Origin of the sequence: Pontibacter pamirensis (assembly GCF_010015475.1) — a bacterium.
Classification (GTDB): Bacteria; Bacteroidota; Bacteroidia; order Cytophagales; family Hymenobacteraceae; genus Pontibacter; species Pontibacter pamirensis.
Window position 1 is genome coordinate 189953 of the sequence record NZ_SSNI01000003.1, and the last position, 23669, is coordinate 213621.

Consider the following 23669-nt stretch of genomic DNA (forward strand, 5'->3'; position numbering starts at 1 on the left):
GTACATAGCTTCCTGTTAAAGCAAATGCTTATTGATTAAAATGAGTATTCACTCACTTTAATCAGATTGAAAGTAACCTTTGTTTTAGGAAAGTCGGTTGATACAGGAAGACATTCGGGGAGCAATACAGTAGCTTATGAAACGCTGCAGAACTTTATTCTACTGCTACGGCTATATTCAATACAGTAGCACTGTTCCAGGCGTCTGTGTCCGGAGCTAAGCCTGGAGCGGACATCCATGAACGCGCGTAGTGGGAAGGGCAGTAACGGAGACAAGGAAGCACCCGGTAGCAGATACCTATCTAACCGGGATGTCCGATAGAGCAGCTTAAAGCAGCTCCTGAGCAGCCTGCCAAAAGAAAAGCAGCATAAAGTTCGTGCTACATTATAGGGCTACTCACTACGCGCTCTTTTCTTTTGCAGACTTCTCGGCTTTGAAATCAGAAGGGCTCATGTCGAAGTGGCTCTTAAAGGCAGTGGAAAAGTAGGCTGGGGAGGAAAAGCCAACCTCATAGGCGATTTCAGAAATGTTCTTGTCGCTGTGCAGCAGCAGGTGTCGGGCTTTTTTTAGCCGTGCCTTTACCACGTAGTCGTTCACGGAATAGCCTAACAGGGCTTTCATCTTACGGTAAACCTGCACCCTCGACATGCCAAGGTCATGGGCAATGCTGTTCGCGTTGAGGTTTGGGTTCGAAATGTTCTTCTCTACCACCGCCATCACTTCGTTCAGGAACTTCTTGTCCAGCTGTTTTGGCGGAGCAGGAGTTGCCTTTGTATCCACAGAAACCTCGCTGCTGTAGTGCTCCTTCAGCATCTCCCTGTTTTTGATAAGGCCTTTCACTCTTTCCAACAGGTAAAGGTAGCTGAATGGCTTTGTGATGTAAAGGTCTGCCCCACTCTGTGCGCCCTCTATTTTTTGTTCGATGGTGTCTTTGGCTGTGAGCAGGACAACCGGGATGTGAGAGGTCCTCAGGTCATTCTTCAGTATAGAAGTTATCTCCAGCCCACTCTGCCCGGGCATCATTACATCACTTATAATTAAATCAGGTACTGTTTCGAAAGCCTGGTTCAGGCCAAAAATACCCTGAGGCGCTTCCACTACGTTGAATTCTCTTTCAAGGCGCTTTTTCAGAAACTCTCTCAGGTCTTTGTTATCTTCTATCAGCAGGATAGTGTGCTCCTTCAGTTTTGCCTCCTCATCAGGAGTATAGTCCTCACTGTATAGCTCCTGACAATCCAGCACGCCTGGTGCCATTTGTAACAGATGCTCCCCGGTATCGGCTATGATTTCATCTTCGTTCAGGTGCCTGCTCCCCAGCGGCAGCATAATCATAAACCGGGCACCCTTTTTTTCTTCACTCACCACAGCAATTTCGCCCCTATGCAGCTTTATAAACTGCTTTGAAAGCGCTAAGCCTAACCCTGTGCTGAGACTGCTCGAAGTATCTCCTGAGTAAAACCGGTCGAACGCATGCGCTGCCTCCACCGATGACATGCCTTTGCCGTTATCCTCCACAGAAATATCAACTCCCTCATAGTTATCAGAGAGTGCTACCGCTAGAGTAATTTTTCCGCCGTCTTTCGTGAATTTGAAGGCATTGGAAAGTAGGTTGAACAATACTTTATCAAGCTTGTCTGCATCAAAATACACATTTAATTCCCTGAGCTCTGTCTGTACCTTAAAACTGATGTTCCGCTTTTTGGCTAATCTTTCGAAAGAAGAGGCTACTTCTTTTACAAACCGGACAATGTCTTTTTCATAAGCCCGAAGCTTCATTTTCTTGTTTTCGACCTTTCGGAAGTCCATCAGCTGGTTCACCAGCCGCAACAACCGAACAGCATTCTGCTTCACCAGCAGCATGTCTTTCTTCAGGTCAGTGGAAATATTACTTTGCAGGGCATCCTCTACCGGCCCCAGGATCAGGGTAAGCGGCGTGCGGAACTCATGGGAGATGTTGGTGAAAAACTTCAGCTTGGCCTCATTGGCTTTATCGGCTTTTTTAGCCATCAGCGCTACCTCGTTCCGTTGGTTCACTACCTCCTGGTGCTTGGCTACCAAGGCTTTGTTGGCCTCCTGCTTCGCTTTTAAAGCCTGCAGCGCAAGGGCACCAAGCACAATAATAACCACCAGGCTGGCAGACAAAATATAGAGGAGCGCCCGCTGGTTGTTATACAGCTCAATCTGTTCATCTATCCTATGTTGCTGCCGCTCAATGCTTTGTTCCTGGCCCAGAATTTTGTTTGCCTGTTGTTGCATGATGTGCACATTCCGGCCATCGATTACGGTTGTATTCAGGATATTCTCTCTCTTGAAAGGCCTGTTGTGCAGGATGTCATACGCCAGCTTGATGATTTCCTCCCCACCTGTAGGATACAGGAAAGTGGCATCCAGAATGCCATCTTCCACAAACTGCAGTCCTCCGTTAGGCCCAGCCAGGCCATCAAACCCTACAAATTTCAGACTGTCCGCCTTGCCGGTGCCCTTTATACTCTCATAGGCCCCCACAGCCATCATGTCGTTGTGAGCGAAGACAAGGTCTACCTCCTGGTGGGCAGTGAACACTGTCGGAAACCTTTCTTTTGCGATTTCCTTTTCCCACTCTCCTGGCACTTCCGCTACAATTTGTATATCCGGGTAACCTTTAATTCCATCCAAAAAACCTTTATGCCGGTCTATGGCTGGTGTGGAACCTTTCAGTCCCCACACCTCGATTATATTTCCCTTGCCGTTCAGCATCTTGGCAACATACTCTCCCGCCAACTTCCCTATCTGGTAATTATTGGCGCCTACATAGGCGGTATAGCTGGAAGAGTTGGTTTTTCTATCGACAATGATAACGGGGATACCTGCCTCAAAGGCTTTTTCCACAACGGGGGTGATGGGTTCAGCCTCATTAGGAGAAACAACGAGTAAATCTACCCTTTGGTTGATAAACTCATTGATGTGCTCTATCTGCTTTGCGCTGCTATTTTTCGCATCTTTCACCTGTAGATCTATTTCCGGGTGAAAGGAAACTTCCCGCTCCATTTCTTTATGCATGGCCTTACGCCATGCATCGCCCTCAGTAGGTTGGGAAAAACCGACGGTGATTTCTTCTTCCTTCTTTGCCTCACTACAGCAAAAAAAGAAGGTAAGCATAAAAAGAAAAATAACTTGCAAAAAACGCATAGTCGCCACTGCCTTATGTCATGTACCGCCGCAGAACCAATAATTTCTTGTACAGCTAAATCAGATTTGCTTCTTCAACTGAGGTACTTAACAGTAAGTCACTACTTACTCCCATTAAAATTACTATAATTATTAAACTAATTGCTACTTTTTTGAAATTGAATGCCTCCGCATCGAATCTATGGATAAGAAGATAAGTCGGCAACCTAAGCCAGACTGATGAATAAGCCTATCCATCATTTAGACAAAATAAATTTTAAAAGAAACTATACTGTCGCCTTAGGATAGCATGCTAAATCCTCTATGTTTCTGCACCAATCATGTACGCCTGACCAGTAGTTCTTTCAGATTCGCATACTCCGGCTGTTCCAGCACGTTGAGTTCTCCCCCTGTTACCAGCTCCAAGGCCTGGTGGCACTGGCCTAGCCTGCCGAGCATTGGCTGTATCTGCTGATTGTAGTAGTTGTTGCAGAAGTTGTAAATGTCCCGCGTGGAGCAGGGCAGCTTGTAGCCGGCGCTGGAGGAGACGATGAGCACGCCCTCGTCCCGGACCGGCCCCACCACGAGTGAGCGAAAGTGGTGCTCGGTGTAATGCTCATACTTGTAGGAGCTGAGGTGCTGCAGCACCTCTTAGGTGTGGATGAAGCGGGTTTTGTAGTTATAGGTAAAAACCATCAGCAGGTGTTTCACAAACACCATTCGGCTCCGGACAACGGGGGCCTCGCTGCTCGCGTGGCGCTCGAGGTAGCCCCGCGCCCGCAGCTGCGCCGCCGCCGTAATGGCCTTGTCCTGCGCGTCCACTGCCACGCCCTCTGTGTCGACCGTGTAGGGCACGTACCCCTGCGGCCAGCGGTTTACCCCCACGCACTTTTCGGCCAGCCCCTGTTCCACTTCCACCTCCGACAACCCGTCATGAAACGAATTCAGGCTCTCGCCAAGTAAGTCTGCCAGCTGCAGCAGCACGTCCTCCTCTGCATGAGAGAAAGTAAAGGTAGCCAGGGAGAAGAGGTCCACCTGGTGGTTCTCCTGGATGTAGCGCCGGAAGCTCTCCATATATTCCGGCGTACCCAGTTCATTGGCTACAATGCTCAGGTCCTGGACAGTGCTGTAAAGGTTGCGGTAGATAAGGCCCGAGAAGAACTTCTAGAAGGTGTCCTTGTACTGGAGGGGCGACTTCTGGTGCAGCTTGCGCTTGGCCACCAGCAGAGCGTGAAAGGAAAAGCCCAATTTCTTTAGTTCCTCCAGGAACTCTCGCCGCTGCTCCTGGAACAGGGGGCCCTCTCCAAAGCGGATTTCAACGCCGGGGAAGTGCCGCTCCCGGATGCGGCGGAACTCCTTCTCCACTTCCCTTCTGTTCCCTTCCTGCACGAGCACGAGCACGACTGTAACGGAGAAGTGTGTACTGCCGGGGCCGTCGAAGTGAAAGCCCTGCGCTGGCCACCCTTCAATCAGCCTCCTTATTTCGCTGCACTCCATTCTTCCGCTGCCGGAACAGTGGCTTCCCCACCCAGAGCAAAGCAAGCTTCTACCGCGTATTACTTCATAATCATAAAAAGTGGGTTAAACACGAAAATACAAGCTTACTGTGTTTCCTTCTTCATACTTGCCATCTCGTCCCCACTGCAATGCTCTCCGGAGTAAGGCCCTGGCTTGCCTCTCCTCCGCCAAGGCTTTGACTGATTTTGAATCAGGAGAAAATGTTACAAAAGGGGAAGGAAAGCAGGTTGTGCCGTTAATGATTTGTACTCCTCATACTCCTCCACTCTCATTAGGGGACACCTGCGTTATATTCAGACCCTGCTGGGGCACCGCTCAAGCAGAACCACTGAGATTTCACCCACATTACCTCCTATGCGTTGGGCAAAATCGTGAGTCCACTAGACCATCTATTATAGCATGATGCTTTAATAGCAATTGCACTAAACACGCTGACTCTCTGGCCCCTAGAAGATATGTCTGCTCATGGCCTCTGCTTTCAGTCACTGAAATGAGCTGATTTCGTGGCTTTATCCGCTTATAAACGGATATACATGGCTTCATAAATTGCATTGTTGGCTGTGCTTTTATCGTTACAGCTACCTTTTATCTATTTGTTTCGACCCTGACACAGAGAGCTTACGCTTGGCATGGTGTGCAGCAGGAGCCTTTAGCAGAAATCACACTCCTCCTTTTAGAACTTTTGGGTCACCCTTGCCTAAAACAAAGTGTGGAAAGCAGCTATTAACGCAAAAGTTCATATCTTGATTAAGTAAGGTATGAGGACGAAAACAAGTAAAATAGCCGCTAAAACAACAAGTTCTGCCACAGGAATAGAGCGAGTGGTGACTTCTGTAAATTGTGCAGATAGCACGAGCCGTACTCCTGCTATACAGTAGGACAATTAAAAATAAATAATTCTTGAAAAATATAATATCAATTCTTATAGTTTTGACCCTGATTTCCTGTAAAAGTAAAGAAGGTGGATATGTATGTACACCCTGTAATTTACCTTGTGATGAGATAGCATTTTCAGAAGCAGGTATTTGTCCGCATTGTAATATGGCTCTAATCATACAACGTGATATAAGGAAAGAGAAAGAACTAAAAATTAACCAAATAGATATTCAAGAAGGTTCAGGAGTATTTCTTATAGAGGGTGGAAACGGGAAAAAAGACAACAGCATAAAAGTCTATTATCATAGGCCTAAAAATTTCAAATCAGATTCTAAAGTTTTACTTGTAATACCTGGGGCAGGTAGAAATGGAGATAGCTACAGAGATGCCTGGATAAAAGAATCTGAGGAATACGGAGTATTAGTCCTTTCACCTATGTATGCTGAGGAGGATTACGCATTTGAAAACTATCACCTATGTGGCTTAATGTATGATCTGAACTTAAAAAAAACCATTAAAAGAATTGAAGGGACGAACATTGTAGAACTAGATGAAACCAAATTAACTTACAAAGTAAATGAAAATCGAAAACAATGGATTTTTAAAGATTTTGATAGGATTTTTGACTTAACGGTAAAAGCCATTGATTCTGAACAAACCAAGTACGATATATTTGGGCATTCAGCTGGTGGTCAAATTTTACACCGGTTTGCATTATTCCAGCCTGACTCAAAAGCAGATAGAATTATAGCTTCAAATTCTGGATTTTATACTTTACCAGATTTTAATACTGACCTTCCCTTTGGGATAAAGAATACGCCCTTAAATCAGCAGGATTTGAAATTTTCTCTGAGTAAGAAACTTATTCTTCTTATCGGTGAACTTGACAATGAAAATGAAACGGGAGGAACTTTGTTACGTTCCGTCACTGCTGATAAACAAGGATTGCATCGGTTTGAAAGAGCTCAATATTTTTATAACCAAGCAAAAGCTATTGCTGAAGAAAAGGAGTTTAGCTTTAATTGGGATTTGGAAATCATTCCCAATGTAGGTCACGATCATAGAAAAATGGGGGATGCCGCAGCAGAATACTTATATGCAAATAGAAACGAATAAAAGTGCATAACACTGTATTTGAAATCATAGCACACTCAGGGATGCTACGATCATAACTAGTAGTAAGACAAGGAGGCTGCCCATTTAGAGCAGCCTCTTATGCTTTGTCACGATGATCAATTGAGCTAGATACAGCCTTCCCATCTGATCATTTCCCGGCCTTGGCCATGAGAAAATCGTTAACCTCCAGCCAATATATGAAGGCATCGAACCAGCGATTACTGGTTCGGTCGGGATTGCCGAGGCCGAAACCGTGGCCACCGTTCTGGTAGAGGTGGAACTCGACAGGTATGCCCGCTTTGTACCAGGAATCTATCACACCGAACTGACCGCGGAAGAGAAAATCATCGGTGGCGATGACATTGAACATGGGCGGAGCGTTCTTCGGCACCTCCACTGGTCCCATACCGCCATATATCGGACCGATGAAGGCCAGTTTCATGGTCTTGGAGTTTAGAGTTGCGTGCATCGTAAGGCCGGCGCCTGCCGAGAAGCCGATCATACCTAATCTGTTAGTATCGACACCCCACTCTTTGGCCCGTTTGAGGATCAGGGCGTAGGCGGCCTCGGCGTCCTCGAGTTGGTCAGACAGGTCCCGCTGCGGGGGACTTGGCGGTGTTGCACTTGGCGAAGCGTTGGAAGACGCGCTTGGGGCCGGGCGGGGTCGATTCATCGATTCCTTAAAGGCGTCGAGCGATTCTGGTGTCGGGTGGAGCCGGTACTTGAGCACAAAGGCCGCGATTCCTTTGTCGGCAAGTGCCTGTGCGACTTCCCAGCCCTCGTTACCCATCGAAAGCCACCTGAAACCGCCGCCGGGTGCCACGATCACGGCCGCGCCATTCGCCTTGCCCGGGTCAGGCAGGAAGGGGGTGAGGGTCGCTGTGGAGATGTTACGTGCCATAGGATCGCCCCACTGGCGGAACCATGTCTCGGAGGCTGGCTGGTCATCGACACCGCCCGTGCCGAGTGGAATGGCTTTCGGCTCTAGAGGGGCTTCGAGTGGATAGATTGTACCGTCCTGCGCCATTGCTGATGCAGCAAAAACAAGTAAGGTGGCCAAAATGAACGGCTTAACCAGGTTTATAAGTTTATTAGTCATGGAGAGGTAATTTATAGGTGAAAGTTTAAATAAACATGTATATATTTTATGGCATTTTAAATACTTCACATTGAACCTGTTTAGAGTTTTTCATAAGAGTTAAAATCAGAGTATAAATAAAGCTTATAAAGCTTCAATCACTTTTAAATCTATGGTTTTGAAGGCACAATCAAGACTGTATAACTGCTGAATCTATTCAATTTGTTTCGAAAACAGTTGAAATTAGAAACTCTAAACAGCTTCATTCTTTTTACTATTAAAAATGAATGATTTGAGACAAGACTTTACCTGAATTGACCCTTTTCTGGCTCTAACGATCTGCCAGATAATTGCTGTATCTGATTGGGCCTGCCCACTGCACCCTCTTCGCTGTTCACCTTCCCTAGTTTGAGATCAGTAGTACCAGCATTATGGTCGGATCTGTGTCAATCTATGATATGTGAACAAAGGGGTCATGCCCATCATCCCGGCAGTCTACAAATCCAACACCTATGTCATCGTCGAAATGCTTTACATCTAACTCTCCATTCCGCAACTTGTGATCTTTATTTCAATCTTCAGGTGGTTAGCAACAACTAGCACTTGTGGTTTCTCAATGTTGACTTTGCATATCGGCAATATTGAGGATCAGCAGCTTGCGCTGCACAGCCACATAGGCCTGCATGATGCTCTTACCCCTTGCCTGCCAGAAGCCGTTCATGGAGAGAGGTGAAGACAGGCTCTTTGTAACGCCTCTCCCCCAAAGTGAGCGGCCTTAGTTCCCAGCAGGGGCAACATGCCGAGGTAAAAGGAATCCGGATCAACTAGCAGGCTGGCTGGGCATAGAAAACATACCCGTGATAAAGACCACATGCTTCCCGACGGCGGAGGGAGCAGCTTATGCTTTAGGAAATTAATCATTCCTTCGATACACCGGTAACAGCGTACCGTTCCCAATCTTTGAAAACAGGATAGTGCCGTTTAAGGATACACGTCTTAGCCATTACTCCAATGCCAGTACTACCACCGAAAAGGGCGGTACTTTCAGGGTAAGGGTATTTCCCTTTAGTTTGGCATCTTTGAAAGCTTGTGGGGTGATCAGGTTGGGATTTTCGAAGGTGTTGTAATCCTGCAGCTTTTTGGACCTTAAGATTCTACCGCTTAACTTTTTATAGCTGGCCCCTTTAATGTCGATGCTGATTTCCTGCGCTTTGCTGGCGTGCACATTCACCAGGCTGATGTGGGTAACGCCCTGCTTGTTGCGGGATGCTGATGTCCAAACTGCCTGCAACTTATCATCGCCGAGCTGGTACTCTGCTGATTTTACCTGTAGTGGCAGCAGGGTAGCATCCTGATGCACCTTGTACATTTCCATTACATGGTAGGTGGGGGTAAGCAGCATTTTTTCCTCATCGGTAAGAATCACTGCCTGCAGCACATTAATGGTTTGGGCCAGGTTAGCCATGCGAACCCTGTCGCTGTGGTTGTTGAAGATGTTAAGCGTAGCACCGGCGATCATGGCATCGCGCATGGTGTTTTGCTGGTATAGGAAGCCAGGGTTGGTACCAGGCTCAACTTCGTACCAGCCGCCCCATTCGTCTACCACCAGGCCAATTTTTTTCTCCGGGTCGTACTTGTCCATGATGGCGCTGTGCTTCTCCACCAGCTCGTTCATCAGCAGGGCCTGCCGCATGGTACCGAAATATTGTTTTTCGTCGAAGGTGGTAGAGGGGCCTTTGGCGTTCCAGTCGGTTACGGCATAGTGGTGCAGGGCAATACCTTCCATGAGTGAAAGGGGGATTTTTTTCATCAGCACCTCGGTCCAGTTGTAGTCGTCGCCGGCAGGACCAGAAGCAATGCGATAAATCCCTCCGTCCAGATAGCCCCCGGCCATGTAGGTGGCGTACTGTTTGTATAAATTGGCATAAAACTCTGCGTCCATGTTACCGCCGCAGCCCCAGGGTTCATTGCCGATGCCCCAGTATTTCACCTGCCAGGGTTCGGCCCGGCCGTTTTCCTGCCTCAGTTTCGACATAGGGTTCCCCTCCTTGGAGTTGGTGTACTGTACCCAGTCCATCATTTCCTGTACGCTGCCGCTGCCCACGTTCCCGGCCAGATAGGGCTCCGTCTCCAGTATTTCGCATAAGTTTAGGAAGTTGTGTGTGCCAAAGCTATTGTTTTCGGTAACCCCACCCCACCAGGTATTTACAATGGTAGGCCGCTGATCTTTAGGACCAATGCCGTCTTTCCAATGATAGGTATCGGCAAAACACCCCCCGGGCCAGCGCAGGTTGGGGATGTTTAGGTTTTTGAGAGCGGCAATAACGTCTTTACGTACTCCGTTGACGTGCGGGATTTTGGTATTGTCTTCTCCTACATAAAAGCCGCCGTAGATGCTACGCCCCAGGTGCTCGGCAAAATGGCCGTAAATGTGGCGGCTAATCTGTTGATCGGAGCCTTTGGCATCCATAATGATGGAGGTTTGCCCATAGCTTGTCAGGCTGCAAAGAAGTAGAACACCACTAATAAATATTTTTTTCATCTGTTGATTAATTGTTTAAGTAGGTTAACAGGAGTCCCCGAACTGAAACCTTATGAACAGGAAACAGTATCATTGCCACTTTCACCAGAAACACAGGACCAACACATCGGCTGATGTGTCTGCATCTCCAACAGTGCGATGTCAGTTACCAGCCTGCCATGCAAAAAAAAGCGGTTATCAAGTGGTGGATAATGGTACACACGCAGAATTCACGCCTGTGCCATCAGCATACATTTCATCGCCATTTTTAAAGTATCAGTTCATCATCTCTTTGAAGTATTTTTCATAATCAGATACCACCAGCGAAAATTCCTAAAACCCATCTCGCTCTCAGCAATCAAATATATACAACTGAACCCTTACAGAGCACTTTTCATGTTACAGGTGTTTTTGACCATGTTACATTAGGACCTTCATGAACGTATTTTTAAGCCATTACATTTAGACTATCCTGTGTTCTCTTATTTTGCCTGATTGACGACATATACACCTCCCTGTTTGGTTTTAAGGTCATACTCGTAGATTCTTCTGGCTTGCAAACTTTTCAAGTCTGCACCAGGGGAAATTAGCGGCTCTTTTATGTCAGCTACCTGGTAAAAAGGATTCTGATTCGCCCCCTTTGCCTTTTTCAGCCCTTTGCCAGAGAGCGGGTAGTAAGACCGTATTCTGCAATTTCCTCCCAGGGCAGACCGGATGGTCACTTCACCTGGTTTGCTATCCTCCCATTTGATGTCCACACCAAATCCTCCCCTGGCCCTGAGACCGCTGATGCTGCCCTTCGCCCAGGCGTCAGGTAAAGCAGGTAAAAGGTGCACGGCGCCATCGTGGCTTTGCAGGAGCATCTCGGCGATACCCGCCGCACAGCCAAAATTCCCGTCAATCTGAAAAGGAGGATGCGCATCAAAGAGGTTCGGGTAAGTACCGCCCCCCTCTCCAGAGGCTTCACGACCAGCAGGTGATAGCTGATCCTTTATCAGTTTATAGGCACGATTGCCATCCAGCAGCCTAGCCCACAGGTTTACTTTCCAGCCCATCGACCAACCCGTAGACTCGTCGCCCCGGGCAACCAGGGAGGTTTTAGCTGCCTCAAACAGCTGCGGATGCCGATAAGGGGATATCTGGTTTGAGGGATAAAGCCCGTACAAATGCGATACATGCCGGTGCCTGTCCTCTGGGTTATCCCAGTCCTGCATCCACTCCTGAAGCTGCCCCCACTTGCCAATCTGCATGGGTGGCAGCCTCTGAAGGCTCTCCTTCATTTCAGCTACCAATGCCTCATCTGTTTTAAGAATTTCCGCCGCTTTGATAGTCCTGGTAAACAGGTCGAAAACCAGCTGGTTGTCCATGGTGGTACCCGCCGTCACGGACGAGCCGGGGTGGGCAGCGGGGGCGTTTTCAGGCGATACGGAAGGGGCAACCACCAGCCACCCGTGCTCCGGCTCCTCCACCAGGAAATCCAGATAAAAACGGGATGCTTCTTTCAGGATAGGGTAAACGGACGCAAGGTATTCCCTGTCACCGGAGAACGCATACTTGTCGAGCAGGTGCTGCGAAAGCCATGCCCCGCCCATGGGCCACATGCCCCAGAAGGCACCGTCCACTGCCCCGTTGATGCGCCAGATGTCCGTGTTGTGGTGCAACATCCAACCCTGGGCCCCATACATGTCTCTCGCGGTTTGGCGGCCAGACTGGGAAAGCTCCCGGACCATCTGTATCAGCGGCTCGTGCAGCTCCGCCAGGTTGGTTATCTCAGATGGCCAGTAATTCATCTCCGTGTTGATGTTCACGGTGTATTTGCTGTCCCAGGGCGGTGTGAGCTGGTCGTTCCAGATCCCCTGCAGGTTCGCTGGCTGCCCACCGGGCCTTGAAGAAGAGATTAACAAATACCTGCCAAACTGAAAATAAAGGGCTACTAAATTCGGATCGTTTCCGCCTTTAAACTGCGCTACCCTCTGGTCAGTGGGTAGGTTTACGGCATCCGTTTCGCCTAAGTCGAGGCCTACCCGATCAAAATATCTCCTGTAGTCAGCTACGTGGTCTTGATAAATCGCCTCCACTTTCTTACTCAGCGCCTTTTGCAGGTAAGCATCTGCCCGCGCTGCCGCATCACCACTAATATCTTTGTAGTTGTTGAAATTAGATGCGATGGAGATGTAGATGGTGACTTCATCCGCCTGCTCCACATGCAAACTGCTCTCAGTGGCTTTGACTGTCCCGCCCGTATTCTGGACTCTGGCCTTGGCCTGGAATTGCACCTTTCCTTCCACCCCCTCATGACTTCCTGTTTTTCCTGCCAGCACGAGTTCGTTACCGCCCTTGGTGGAGACCTCAGCATTCACAGGTCTGTCCATCGTAGCCGAGAAACTGATTGCACCGGGTTTATCCGCCGACATCCGAAAGACGATGACCTGGTCCGGAAAAGAGGAAAACACCTCAGTTTTATAGTTTACCCCATTCACACGGTAGCTGGATGTAGCCACCGCTTTCTCAAGGTCCAGCTCCCTGCGATAGTTTGTATAGTTTTCATGGCCGGCAAACGAGAGCTTCAGGTTGCCCACCGTCTCGTAGGGCATCCCGTGTGATGTTTTGCTGATGAACTTCTGGTTCGCCAGTTGCTGGGCCTCCTTGTGCTTGCCTTCAAAAATCAGTCTCCGAACCTCAGGCAAGGCTTCCCTGGCTTGTGGGTTGTCATTGCGGTTGGGCTGCCCGGCCCAGACCGTGTTCTCATTCAGCTGAATCACTTCCTTAGCGGGGTCTCCAAATACCATGGCACCCAGGCGCCCGTTCCCGACTGGCAGGGCCTCCACCCACTCCTGTGCCGGCTGTGTGTACCACAGCCTCAGAGGAACATTTTGTTGCGCAAATGCGTTCACCAGGAACATCAGACTGAATAGCAAACAAAATAAAAACCTTCTCTTCATCTTTCTAAGTAATGCTATCATCATTGGTTTATAACTTAAAGATTCATCAGTTGGAATTGCTACCTGTTGTAGCAGTCCTGTTTCTCATGATTTAGAAACACAGGTAACTTTACTGCTTTTCTTTTCAATCTTGATAGCCAGGTGGAGTATATCAATCCAACTCAACCATCGCCTTTATGACTCCAGTCTCAGGTTTGAGCCAGGAATCAAAATCATGTTGTACCTGATCAAAAGATACCCGATGTGTTATGTATGCCTTCGGGTCAATCAAACCATTTTCCATAGACGAAATCACCTTCTTGAAATCCTCCCGCGTGGCGTTGCGGCTGCTCATCAGCGTAGCTTCACGCTTATGAAACTCAGGATGGCTAAAGCAGACCTCTCCCTTCTGTAAGCCCACCAATACATACCTGGCGCCGTGTGCCAAGTACTGAAAAGAGCTTTGAATAGCTTGCTGGCTTCCTGTTGCATCAATCACTACGGTGGGCATGTCACCATTCGTAATTTCAGACAACTGCTCCATTACATCAAGACCAGTGGCATTAATGACATAAGGTATCGCTAACTTCTCTTTACAGAAAGCAAGACGTGTTTCATTTATATCCATCGCCATAACAGTAGCTCCAGCGATTCGTGCCAGCTCCATGATTCCCAGGCCAATAGGGCCGGAACCTACGACTAACACATGTTCACCGGGCTGTATTCCGGCCCTTCTGACAGCATGTGCTCCTATGGCTAAAGGCTCCACTAGTGCTAAAGCGTCATAAGGTAAACTGCCTCCGTGCACAAGGGAGCTGGAGGGCACTGAAAGATATTCTACCATGCCGCCATCAACATGCACCCCGCACACCTGCATTTTTGTGCAGCAATTTGGTTTACCGGAGCGACAGGCAATACAGACGCCGCAGTTGTAATAAGGAATAAAAGTGACCGCCTCTCCTTTTTTAAAGCCCGGTGCATCGTCAAAATCAACTAACTCTCCGGCGAGTTCATGCCCCAGTATGCGCGGATACTCAAAGTATGGCTGCGTCCCCTCAAAAGCATGAAGGTCAGTACCACAGATGCCAATACGCTTGATTTTTATGATAGCGTTGCCTTTGGTTAGCTCTGGCTTTGCTGCTGCACCATACGCTAATGTTCCTGGTGTAGTACATACTAATGTTTTCATATACGTTACTGTTATAGGCTGCTTCAACCATTTACCGTTGCCCGATCCAGATGTACATAGCCGCTGTTCACATGGATGAGCTGGTTAGTGGTGTAGATATGCTGAAAAATCAATGCTATCCACAGATAACCGGTATTTCCTGTAACGCAGAAAAACCGCAAAGACAAACATTCTTTACAAGCCTCCAGTTTGTTTGTTCTTGAGCCAGTTCAGGGCACTCTCTCCATCAGTGAAGAAGCGCACCTCTGTCAGAGAGCCTATGCTATCCATAGGATGTGCCGTCCCTGCTACTTCACCAGAAGAACTGAGGCTAGCCACGAAGGCTACATATCGTACGCCAGCGCGACAGGCGCAAGGCAGCCAGTCTTTTTCTAACCACGCTACTGAATCTGCCCAAAGGCCTGAGAGCTTGGTTATGTCATCCAGCCTGTAGGAGCAGTGCGTTTGCTCGTGTACCAAGAGCCCAAACGATAGCGCCTGTTTGAGATCCTGCTGAGAGGCTGTGCTATACCAGACGGCTTCCACGATGCCAATCTCTTCTCTATGCTCAATCTTGTGAATAGTCTTTCCCAAGGAATTCCTAACTTCCATCAACATTGTGATTTCCGGCTAAAGTATTTTCTCACAAACTATTCTATTTATGCCTGCAACTATGGTATAAAAAGCTGAGTGCTCTCATACTATCATCTTCCCCAAATTTCCACTAGCCCAAGTTTGATAATTTTCTTATCCGCTTTGAACACCAGGCACAGACCAGTTACTCCTTCTGATCCGTCTATTCTACATGTTTACCTATGTTACTCTCAAACTGACAGACACATCGAAGGATGCGTTTTCATGTGCCTGTCAGTTTATAATGCAGCTTCTGACAATGAAGGGAGCCTTTTACTGGGGGTTAGCATCATTTGCAGAAGTGGCGTACAACCCAAGCAAGGTACCGGTAAAACCTCCCGCAACATTGGTTGAAAGGATATCACCTGAAACAGTGCCACCCACATTCACGAAATCGGTTCCATTCGTTGAATAGCTAAACTGATAGTCATCTTCGTCTGCCTTAACCTGTAGCCGTATAGGCTGTTTAACATCTATTTTGCTGCTGGCAATAATTTTAGATTGCCCCTTTTCTGTTCTTTGCAACACAACATAGTAATCCTTGTCTTTTTTGGTAATACCAAAAACGTAGTTAAAACTTTCGCTTTGCAAAGCCACAATACCGGCCAGGTCCTTTTCTGAGGCCGGTTTGTAATCAAGCGTTGTAGTATAAGTGAAAGTATTGTGCTGTTGCCGGTGAAAGAGCGTTGAAGTGGGTTTAACCTCCTTAATATTCACCGGGAATGGATTTATCTTCAACCCTTTCTTTGTTGATGATATAAAATCTTCACGGGGTCCTCTTAAACCAATCCACCTATGATCTAGCTTTTCTGAAGTGAAGTTATCCGTGAAGGTAAAATTGCCATTGGGAAAGAAACCTTCTTCGCCGGTTTTGTTTTCTACCCCTTCAGGCGTTTTCAACTTTGGTTCTATGGGTATAAGTCCATTGACGAAAACAGGAAACTCACCAGACCAATCGACAGGCAGGATAAAGGTCTCACGACCGATGTTGACCCTACCCTTTTCGTTTGGACGGATACCTAAGAACACACCATAATGTTTGCCATCAGGCCCCTCCACTAAATCGGCATGCCCGGCCCAGTCTACCTTGTTTGCCCTATTGGGATTAAGATGTCTTTGTGACAGGATGGGATTGTTTGGTGCAGGTTTATAAGGACCTCTCGGATCATCACTTACAAAAACAACTTCGCTGTGGTTTCCACCCGTACCGCCTTCGGCAGACATTAAATAATAACGCCCGTCTTTTTTATAGATATGAGGGGCCTCAATCCAGATTGGTTTTTTTTCAATATCAACCCCGCCGTCAACTATAATCTTGTCGGTCCCGGCAACTACCTGGTCCTTTTCAAGGTCATACTCCCAAATTTTAATCACCCGGTGCCCTTCATAAAGTTCTTTCCCTTTATCCGGAGCATCGTTATGCACTACATAGGCTTTCCCGTTGTCATCAAAGAAAAGAGAGGGGTCGATTCCGTCGAATTGCAACTTGTTCGGTTCGCTCCAGCCTTGTAAGGGATCTTTCGTTTTTACGACAATATTTCCTAGCCCTCCAGCAAATGCCGTAGTGATCATATAAAAAGTGTCGTTGTTCGGATTATACTCTATATCCGGTGCGTATACCCCAGCGCTTATTCCTGTATCATGCACGTTTAACTGCGAAGTACGATCTAACACATGTCCAATCTGCGTCCAGTTAACCAAGTCTTTGGAGTGGAAAATCGGCACTCCGGGAAACATGGCAAAGGATGAGTGCACCATATAGTAATCATCGCCTTTGCGGGTAATTGCCGGGTCAGGATAAGCGCCCTGCAAAATGGGATTATAGAACTCACCTTCCTTCAGAGGATGGTTTTTGTATACCTCGTCTTTTCCTTCATATACAAAATTCGAGAATACGGGAGCGTTCTTTGCCATCTTCACCTTTGTCTGACCATTCCCCTCTAATCCCATAAAAGAAAACAAAGTCATGAAAACACAAAGTAGAACGAACCGCTTGTTTCCTAATGGAGCTAATCTAGATTTAATTCTATTCATCTTTAATTTATTACTGTTGATATCTATGGAGTTAAGTTTTTGAAATGACTTATGTCTTAAAAGCGCAGGAAAAGTTGAATCAAACTACTTCATCTCTTTCCTGGAAATTGCGCTCCGCATCATCGTAATCCGCCTTGTTAATATTCTGCTGCCTGCGCTTTACTTGTGCTGGCAATCTGGTCATCTATATGGAAATAGTCAAAGTCCACATAGCCGCCTGGCGCTTTAGTTGCATAGTTGAACAGCCCGAAACGATACCCCATGAAGTGTGGTAGGGTGTAGGCCATCTTCAGCTGTGAACCTATCTTCTTCCAGGTTTTACCATCAAGGCTATAATAGAAAGTGGCCACGTCCCTGCGATCATTGAAATCTCCTTCAGCTTTCAGGTATACCTTTTTCTGTTTGAGCGGCACACTTTCCGCTACTACCGGGCTACCTGATTCAGCATTGACCATCACAATAGATTTAGCGCCCTTCTCATATTTGACCCCAACCAAGCCATACTGTTGCTGCAGAAGGGCAAGACCGGCAAAATCACCCGCCTTCATATTCGACACATCAATTGCTGTTGAACCTGCGCTTTCTGGCCCGATAGTCCGCTGCGTTAAAGTATTTCTGGCCTGCAAAAAGTCTTTGTCGACCCGCCCGGCTTTCAACCTCAGATGGCCTTTCCGCTCCGTAACTGACCAAAGCGCATGGACAGGATTGTGGTTCCACTGCCACACCAACGGCAGTGCATCTTCTCCTTTCTTGCGGTTGAATTCATCGGATGCCACAATACCCGGCATCAGGCCCTTGCTGGCAGGAAGGCTTAGTGCATCAGGCACTAAGCCTTCCATACCGATCACGGGCCAGCCAGCCTCCCATTTTACCGGAACAAGGTATGGGATGCGCCCGACCGCGCCGTAATCGCGGAACAGGTAAGCGTACCAATCGCCATTGGGTGTATCAATCAGCCCTCCCTGCGCCACACCTTTATCCTGAAAGGCCACCCTGCTTTCGTAAGGGCCTGTAATCTTATCCGCCCGGTGAACGATAACGGTGCGCATGCCGCCTTTGGGCCAGGCAATATTAAACAGGTAGTACTTCCCGTTCACCTTAAAAAGCTGAGACCCTTCGGCAGGCAGCCCTACATTGGGGCCGGCAGGTGCCGTTGCATTTTCTATCAGCACCCTTTCCGTACCTGGCTTTATTCCGGAAAGGTCTTCCTTCAACTCAACCATCTTTAACTGCCCGCCACCCCAGATCATGTAAGCGCGGCCGTCATCTTCGAAAAACAGGGTATGGTCATGAAGGGATGGCTCGAAAGAATGGATTTTCCAGGGGCCGTTCTCTATATCCTTCGTCGTATAGATATAAGTCTTCCCGGTAGTTTGGGCGAAGGTGGTTACATAGTAGGTATTGTTATGAAAACGGAGGCTGCTGGCCCAGGAGCCCTTCCCATAGGCATTTTCCCCATTCGCCATGTTCAATGCGTCCACGTCTCCCAGGGTGTCGTAGGCATAATTCACCAGTTCCCAGTTAACGAGATCTTTGGACTTCATGATAGGCAACCCCGGGCTCATGTGCATGGTGGTACTGCTCATATAGTAAGTGTCCCCTACCCGAATTATGGCAATGTCAGGGACATCGGCATGAATGATGGGGTTTTGTGCACCTTGCCCTTGCGAAGGCAAGGCAATGAACAGGTAAACTAGGGCAAGTAAACCAAATTGGAAAAGCTTTTTTATCATTAGTGTTATTCGCTTCTTAAAGATAAAACTACCGTGAAGTATTGCTCTCCTCTTGTTTTCATGCTGAAGGGGTATAATGCTTCCGAAAGGCTGCTTATTCCATAGGTCCTATCAGTTCAACAAAAGTCCCGTCAGGATCCTGCACCAGCACAAAATGTGTATTCTGGTTCAGAGGGGTAGGCGAACTTCCCAGGAAAGGCACGTTCTTTTCCTTCAGCCTTTCGATTATGGGCTTTAGTGCTTTTACATTGATGGTAATGTACTGCACTCCTGTGTCATCCTGGATAAAGGTTTGCTTGGGATGCGTTGCTTTTTTTCCAAAGCTCATGAGTTTCCATTCGTTGGCATCCGGACTGTTCTCTAGTTTCAGGACTGTTACAGAAGCCGGAACGCCGTTTGAAAGACCCGAACGTTTTGAAAATTCTTCATTGATCGTAAAGCTGTTGGTCTTCACCATACCAATTCCATCTACATAGAAGTCTAATGAGCGGTCCAGGTCGGACACTACCACACCTAAGCCAATTAACTTACTGCTGAAGTTGGATTGCGCATGAGAAGCATATGCCAGCAACAGGGCAGCAATCAGGAAAAAACTTTTGGTTATAAATCTTTTCATATCTTTTTAATGTTTTGGTGATGTGTTAACGAAGAGCACCCTGATGTGAGAGCCACACCGACCAGTGCAAATACCGCCATGGCAGTTAAGTAAATGTTTCTTTTTATTTGCATTAGCTTATTGATAAAATCTCAGATAAACTATTTACTTAGGCTGAACATTGCCATACCCCATCAGTGACAGCATCTTCTCACCGTAGCGTCTCCCCAGCATCCTGTAGCCCTCCGCACTGAAGTGCAGGTGATCAGACACGGCAGGACAGCCTTCTGAAGAAATGATGTGTGCGTTAGGAATCGTTTCGGGCAGCTTCGCGATGATGGCATTCATACTGGCGCAGGCGCCTCCCTGCTCCTTGCTTACAAGTTCCCCGGCTAACAAAGGAACTGCAGCAGCGTTGAGTCCCAGGTCCTTCACCAGGTTATCATACACCCCTTTAACCTTTACGGGCCACTCCGTGTCACCTGTATTTGACTCTCCCTGATGCAGCAGGATTCCCTTTATCACCCCGTCTTTCTGAGCCAGCTTTGCCATCTCCACCAGGCGTCCGTAAGGGTTTTTATCATAGGGCTCCAGGGCAGCCGTCATCCAATCGGGAGCCGTAGCAACATAGGACTTGTAACCGTCTTTCTCGAAGAGCTCGATTTTGCAGCCTCCGACAGAAACATTGATAACTCCAACTTTAATGCTGTCGGGCAGGTTCGCGATTAAGGTTCTGCCAAAATAGTCGGCGGGCGTCAGGCCAGTATTGCACCTGGCTAAAGGAGGAAGAGCGGTATACCACTCCTCCTTCTCTCTTCCCAGGTCGGGGCAATCTACTGCTTCCAGAACCCTAAACCGCTTATCCACCCCTGTTGTGTCCTGCGGCTCAAATTTGGCATGGCCCTCCATGTTAGATTGCCCGAAGCACAGGAACACGTAGAAGTTCTTATCCTGCGAAAAAGCGGCTGTGTGGACTAAAAACAACACGGTAAGCAGAGAAAGGCTGATTTTAAATTTCATGTTCTCATAGTTTTAAATTTCAAATAGCGACACGCTACAAGCATCTTTAGTAAATACCATCATCAGATTGCTGCCCCCCTTATGATGGTTGCTGTATCGCTGGCATTAATTTCAAGTAGTTAACTTCTCCAGGAATGGCTATTGTTCTAAAACCACTCCACCCTGCGGCTGAATAGTAATTTCAAGCTCACCTTTCTTATTCACCTTCACCCGTTTCATATAGCTGGTTCCGTCTTTTTGGTCTCCATAGAGCTTTATCTCTTTCCCGGAAAGCATCGGCACACTTATTTTCAACTTTACAGGTTCTGAAAGTGCATTTACCCCTGCAACATACCATTTATCACCGTGCTGCCTGGCCAGAACACAATACTTACCGGGATACCCGTCGATGAACTTTGTCTCATCCCATGTAGTTGGTACCTGCTTCATAAAATCAATTGCGAAATCCGGTGCGTCGTTCAGGTTATTGGGTGTCAGGGCAAAAAACTGTACCGGGTTCTGAAAAAGGATGGCAGTGGCCAATTGGAATACGTCAGTTGTTTTCCTGTAATTTCCTCCGTCATTGGTCCGGTTGTACCGCTCGTTTAAAACCACACCGCCAAATTCCATGCTGCCCACAGCATTTCTTATGAAAGGATGCAGGGCGGCATGAAAAGCTTCCCTATCATTGGCACGCTGGCTGAACATCAGGTTCTCAGATGCCAGAACAGCCTCACTTCCCGCATAATTCGGAAACATGCGCTCCCATCCGCGCGGCAGCGTTGCCCCATGAAAAACCGCCATCAATCCATAATCATTGGCATCCGATAAGATATCCTCATATAACCGCATGGTCTCTTGCTTATCGCCTCCGAAGAAATCAACCTTGATGCCCTTTACACCATTTTTCTTCATCCACTGCATTTCTTTTTTCCGGGCGATGGCCGTATTCATTTTGTTGATGGGAGTTTGGGGAGCATCATTAACTACCCCGTTGGAGTTGTACCAGAGGAAAACCCCAACATTTTTGGATCGGGCATAATCGATCAGCTCTTCCATGCGCTGATAGCCAATGCGCTGGTCCCACAACGCATCTATCAAAATAAACTCGTATCCCAACTGTGCCGCCAGATCGATATACTTCACCTGGTCCTCATACTTCATGCTCTGGTCTTGCCACATAATCCAGCTCCATGTTCCTTTGCCGTACTCATACTCGATAGAAGGCTCGTACAGTGGTTCTACCACATCAAACGGAATGGTTGTTTCTACAATTGGCTTCAGACCCTGGCCAACTGTAATGGTTCGCCAGGGAGTTGTGGCTGGCAAGCCGATGGCCGCGCCAGTGCTTCCGAATCCATTGTTCTCCGTCTCGTCAGGAAAAGCAATGGTATAAGTTCCATCAGGCGTGGGATCACTTAAATGAGACGCACAGTAAAGTCCCCGCACCCCGGTTTCAGAAATCAGCGTCCATTTTTCGCCAATCTGAAAGAGACATGGGAATGTATAGCCCTTCCCGTTTGATGATTGGGCAGCAATGTCCTGGTCTACCTGGTATCCCTCTTCATAGCTTGGCTTTGTCCGTGCAAAACCAACCATACTCTTCGACTGCGGTGAGAGAAACCCTTTTGCACCCTGGGGTAAATTGAACCCTGTAGCCTCCCTTTCCACAACAAGAGCCAGCGGCTCTCCGGATACCGGGATATCATACCGAAAGGCTATATCATTATTGCTGACCCTAAACTCAACCTTTAGCGGTTTGCCGTCTTTGTTTTTTAAAGAGCAAACCAGTTTATTAGCCCGGTAATGAATTTCGGATTGCTTTACCTTATCCAGCTTATAAGTTTCCTCAATAGTTTCCTGCTCTGTGCCTACCCAGGTCAATTCTTTGGAGTAATCAACGAGGTTGGTGACCAGCCCTAAAGGAGAATCCTCCATAACTGCCTCCCCTCCATACATTACACGATAAAATGGCTGCCCGCTTTGCAGCAATACCTCTACCTGGAGTTGTCCATCAGGGCTTTTGACTGTGCCGCTTTGTGCCTGTGCCAGGCAAGGCGCTACCGTACAAATACAAACGAAAACCTGAAGTATTTTACCTATTTCTTTCAAACCCATATGAACGTTATTGTTGTGCAAGCTGAATGATATCGCTTACGACAGGTTTCGGTTTGTTGGCTCTGTCAAAAAGTAAGGGATAATCTGTCCTACCACGTATTGGCCATCCGTTGCGCCAGGAGTCTCCGTCATTTACTCCCCAAAGTGTCACCCTGGTAATCTTATCCTGATGCTTTATAAAGAGCTTAAAGAAGTCCAGGTAACGCTTATGAAATGCCTCGCCCACAGAGTCAGGCAACCCGTTGGCATAGGGGTTCATTTTTTGCTGGTATTCAAAACTGGCCGAAACATCGGCCCCAACATTTTGCCCTGGAGAAGGAAGCACTGTCAGATCCAGCTCGGTAATCACTACTTCCACACCCAAACCTGAGAAAGCAAGAATGCTTTTCTCAAACTCTTCGATGGTGGGATGGGACAAGCCAATATGCCCCTGCATGCCTATACCATCTATCTGCACTCCCCGCTGCTGCAGATCCTTGACCATAGCCACCACTCCTGCCCGCTTTCCTGCGTTAGACATGGAATAATCATTGTAATATAACTTAGCTTCAGGGTCGGCTTCATGGGCAAACTGAAAAGCCAACTGTACGAAGTCTTCACCAATGATTTCGTAAAACTTACTCTTCCTCCATGAGCCATCGTCCATAATCGCTTCATTCACGACATCCCAGGTATGCACCCGCCCTTTATAGCGGCCAACGAGGGTGTGAATGTGGTTTCTCATGCGACTGATTAACACATCACGCGAGACATCATTCCCCTGGCTATCCTTAAAAAACCACCGCGGGGCCTGGGAGTGCCAGATCAGCGTATGCCCATTGATGAGCATGTCATTTTTCTCCCCAAATGCCACAAATTGGTCTGCCAAATCGAAGCGAAACTCACCTTCTCTGGGCTGAATCATTCCGCTTTTCATACAGTTCTCAGCGACAATGGCGTTGAAATTTTCTTTCACTACGCCGACAGTTGCAGCGTCCTTACCTAAAATCTGCTGGGTGTTAAGTGCTGTACCTATGTAGAACTTGTCTTTCAAAGCATCTTTTAGTTTCAACTCACTGGCAACCTCTTCTTTTACCACAAAAGCACCACTGAAAATAACAGTACAAAGCATTGTTATAATTGAACCGATTAAAATATCTTGTCTTTTCATATGGTATATTTTACAGCATTTGGGAGCGTGCAGAAGCATTGCTGCACTAGTTTGTCCTGGTT

The 23669-nt window shown here is 47.6% G+C and carries 16 protein-coding genes; 1 reads left to right on the top strand and 15 read right to left on the bottom strand.

The genetic code is table 11. The annotated features are described in order from the left end of the window. Positions 1–399 precede the first annotated feature (399 nt). The 4 genes from E1919_RS04930 to E1919_RS04945 form a co-directional block, all read right to left on the bottom strand. Positions 400–3168, bottom strand: coding sequence for a hybrid sensor histidine kinase/response regulator transcription factor (locus tag E1919_RS04930; RefSeq protein ID WP_162052244.1), 2769 nt, complete (start codon positions 3166–3168; stop codon positions 400–402). 318 nt (positions 3169–3486) lie between these two features. Continuing rightward, the gene (locus tag E1919_RS04935) at positions 3487–3795 is read right to left on the bottom strand and encodes a hypothetical protein (RefSeq protein WP_162052245.1); all 309 of its coding nucleotides are present in this window, start codon (positions 3793–3795) and stop codon (positions 3487–3489) included. A gap of 3 nt (positions 3796–3798) precedes the next feature. Then, complete coding sequence (locus tag E1919_RS04940) at positions 3799–4221, bottom strand: hypothetical protein (protein ID WP_162052246.1); 423 nt, start codon at positions 4219–4221, stop codon at positions 3799–3801. 90 nt (positions 4222–4311) lie between these two features. Then, positions 4312–4644: a DUF3800 domain-containing protein gene (locus tag E1919_RS04945; protein ID WP_162052247.1), complete on the bottom strand. Its 333-nt coding sequence runs from the start codon at positions 4642–4644 to the stop codon at positions 4312–4314. A gap of 921 nt (positions 4645–5565) precedes the next feature. Here E1919_RS04945 and E1919_RS04950 point away from each other — a divergent pair. After that, positions 5566–6657 carry a heavy metal-binding domain-containing protein gene (locus E1919_RS04950; protein ID WP_237144011.1) on the top strand — a complete coding sequence of 364 codons (1092 nt, stop codon included), beginning with the start codon at positions 5566–5568 and terminating at the stop codon, positions 6655–6657. A 148-nt stretch (positions 6658–6805) separates the two neighbouring features. Here the strand turns inward: E1919_RS04950 and E1919_RS04955 are convergent, their stop codons facing one another. From E1919_RS04955 to E1919_RS05005, 11 genes are all read right to left on the bottom strand, one after another. Then, positions 6806–7756 carry an alpha/beta hydrolase gene (locus E1919_RS04955; protein ID WP_162052248.1) on the bottom strand — a complete coding sequence of 317 codons (951 nt, stop codon included), beginning with the start codon at positions 7754–7756 and terminating at the stop codon, positions 6806–6808. 982 nt (positions 7757–8738) lie between these two features. Next, a complete protein-coding gene (locus E1919_RS04960) occupies positions 8739–10277 on the bottom strand; it encodes an alpha-N-arabinofuranosidase (protein WP_162052249.1) in 1539 nt (512 codons plus the stop codon). 461 nt (positions 10278–10738) lie between these two features. Then, a complete protein-coding gene (locus tag E1919_RS04965) occupies positions 10739–13222 on the bottom strand; it encodes a glycoside hydrolase family 95 protein (RefSeq protein ID WP_394351746.1) in 2484 nt (827 codons plus the stop codon). A gap of 127 nt (positions 13223–13349) precedes the next feature. Then, the gene (locus E1919_RS04970; protein WP_162052250.1) at positions 13350–14366 is read right to left on the bottom strand and encodes a zinc-binding alcohol dehydrogenase family protein; all 1017 of its coding nucleotides are present in this window, start codon (positions 14364–14366) and stop codon (positions 13350–13352) included. 174 nt (positions 14367–14540) lie between these two features. Beyond that, positions 14541–14939 carry a hypothetical protein gene (locus tag E1919_RS04975; RefSeq protein WP_162052251.1) on the bottom strand — a complete coding sequence of 133 codons (399 nt, stop codon included), beginning with the start codon at positions 14937–14939 and terminating at the stop codon, positions 14541–14543. A 312-nt stretch (positions 14940–15251) separates the two neighbouring features. Then, on the bottom strand, positions 15252–16892 hold the full coding sequence (locus E1919_RS04980; RefSeq protein WP_237144012.1) for a glycoside hydrolase family 43 protein: 1641 nt from the start codon (positions 16890–16892) through the stop codon (positions 15252–15254). Positions 16893–17149: 257 nt separating this feature from the next. Then, on the bottom strand, positions 17150–18745 hold the full coding sequence (locus E1919_RS04985) for a glycoside hydrolase family 43 protein (RefSeq protein ID WP_202915852.1): 1596 nt from the start codon (positions 18743–18745) through the stop codon (positions 17150–17152). 94 nt (positions 18746–18839) lie between these two features. Further along, positions 18840–19361 carry a VOC family protein gene (locus E1919_RS04990; protein ID WP_162052253.1) on the bottom strand — a complete coding sequence of 174 codons (522 nt, stop codon included), beginning with the start codon at positions 19359–19361 and terminating at the stop codon, positions 18840–18842. Between the two features lie 144 nt (positions 19362–19505). After that, positions 19506–20360, bottom strand: coding sequence for a sialate O-acetylesterase (locus tag E1919_RS04995; RefSeq protein WP_162052254.1), 855 nt, complete (start codon positions 20358–20360; stop codon positions 19506–19508). 138 nt (positions 20361–20498) lie between these two features. Continuing rightward, positions 20499–22457: a glycoside hydrolase family 97 protein gene (locus E1919_RS05000; RefSeq protein WP_162052255.1), complete on the bottom strand. Its 1959-nt coding sequence runs from the start codon at positions 22455–22457 to the stop codon at positions 20499–20501. A gap of 7 nt (positions 22458–22464) precedes the next feature. Next, complete coding sequence (locus E1919_RS05005) at positions 22465–23607, bottom strand: endo-1,4-beta-xylanase (protein ID WP_162052256.1); 1143 nt, start codon at positions 23605–23607, stop codon at positions 22465–22467. Positions 23608–23669: the final 62 nt, after the last annotated feature.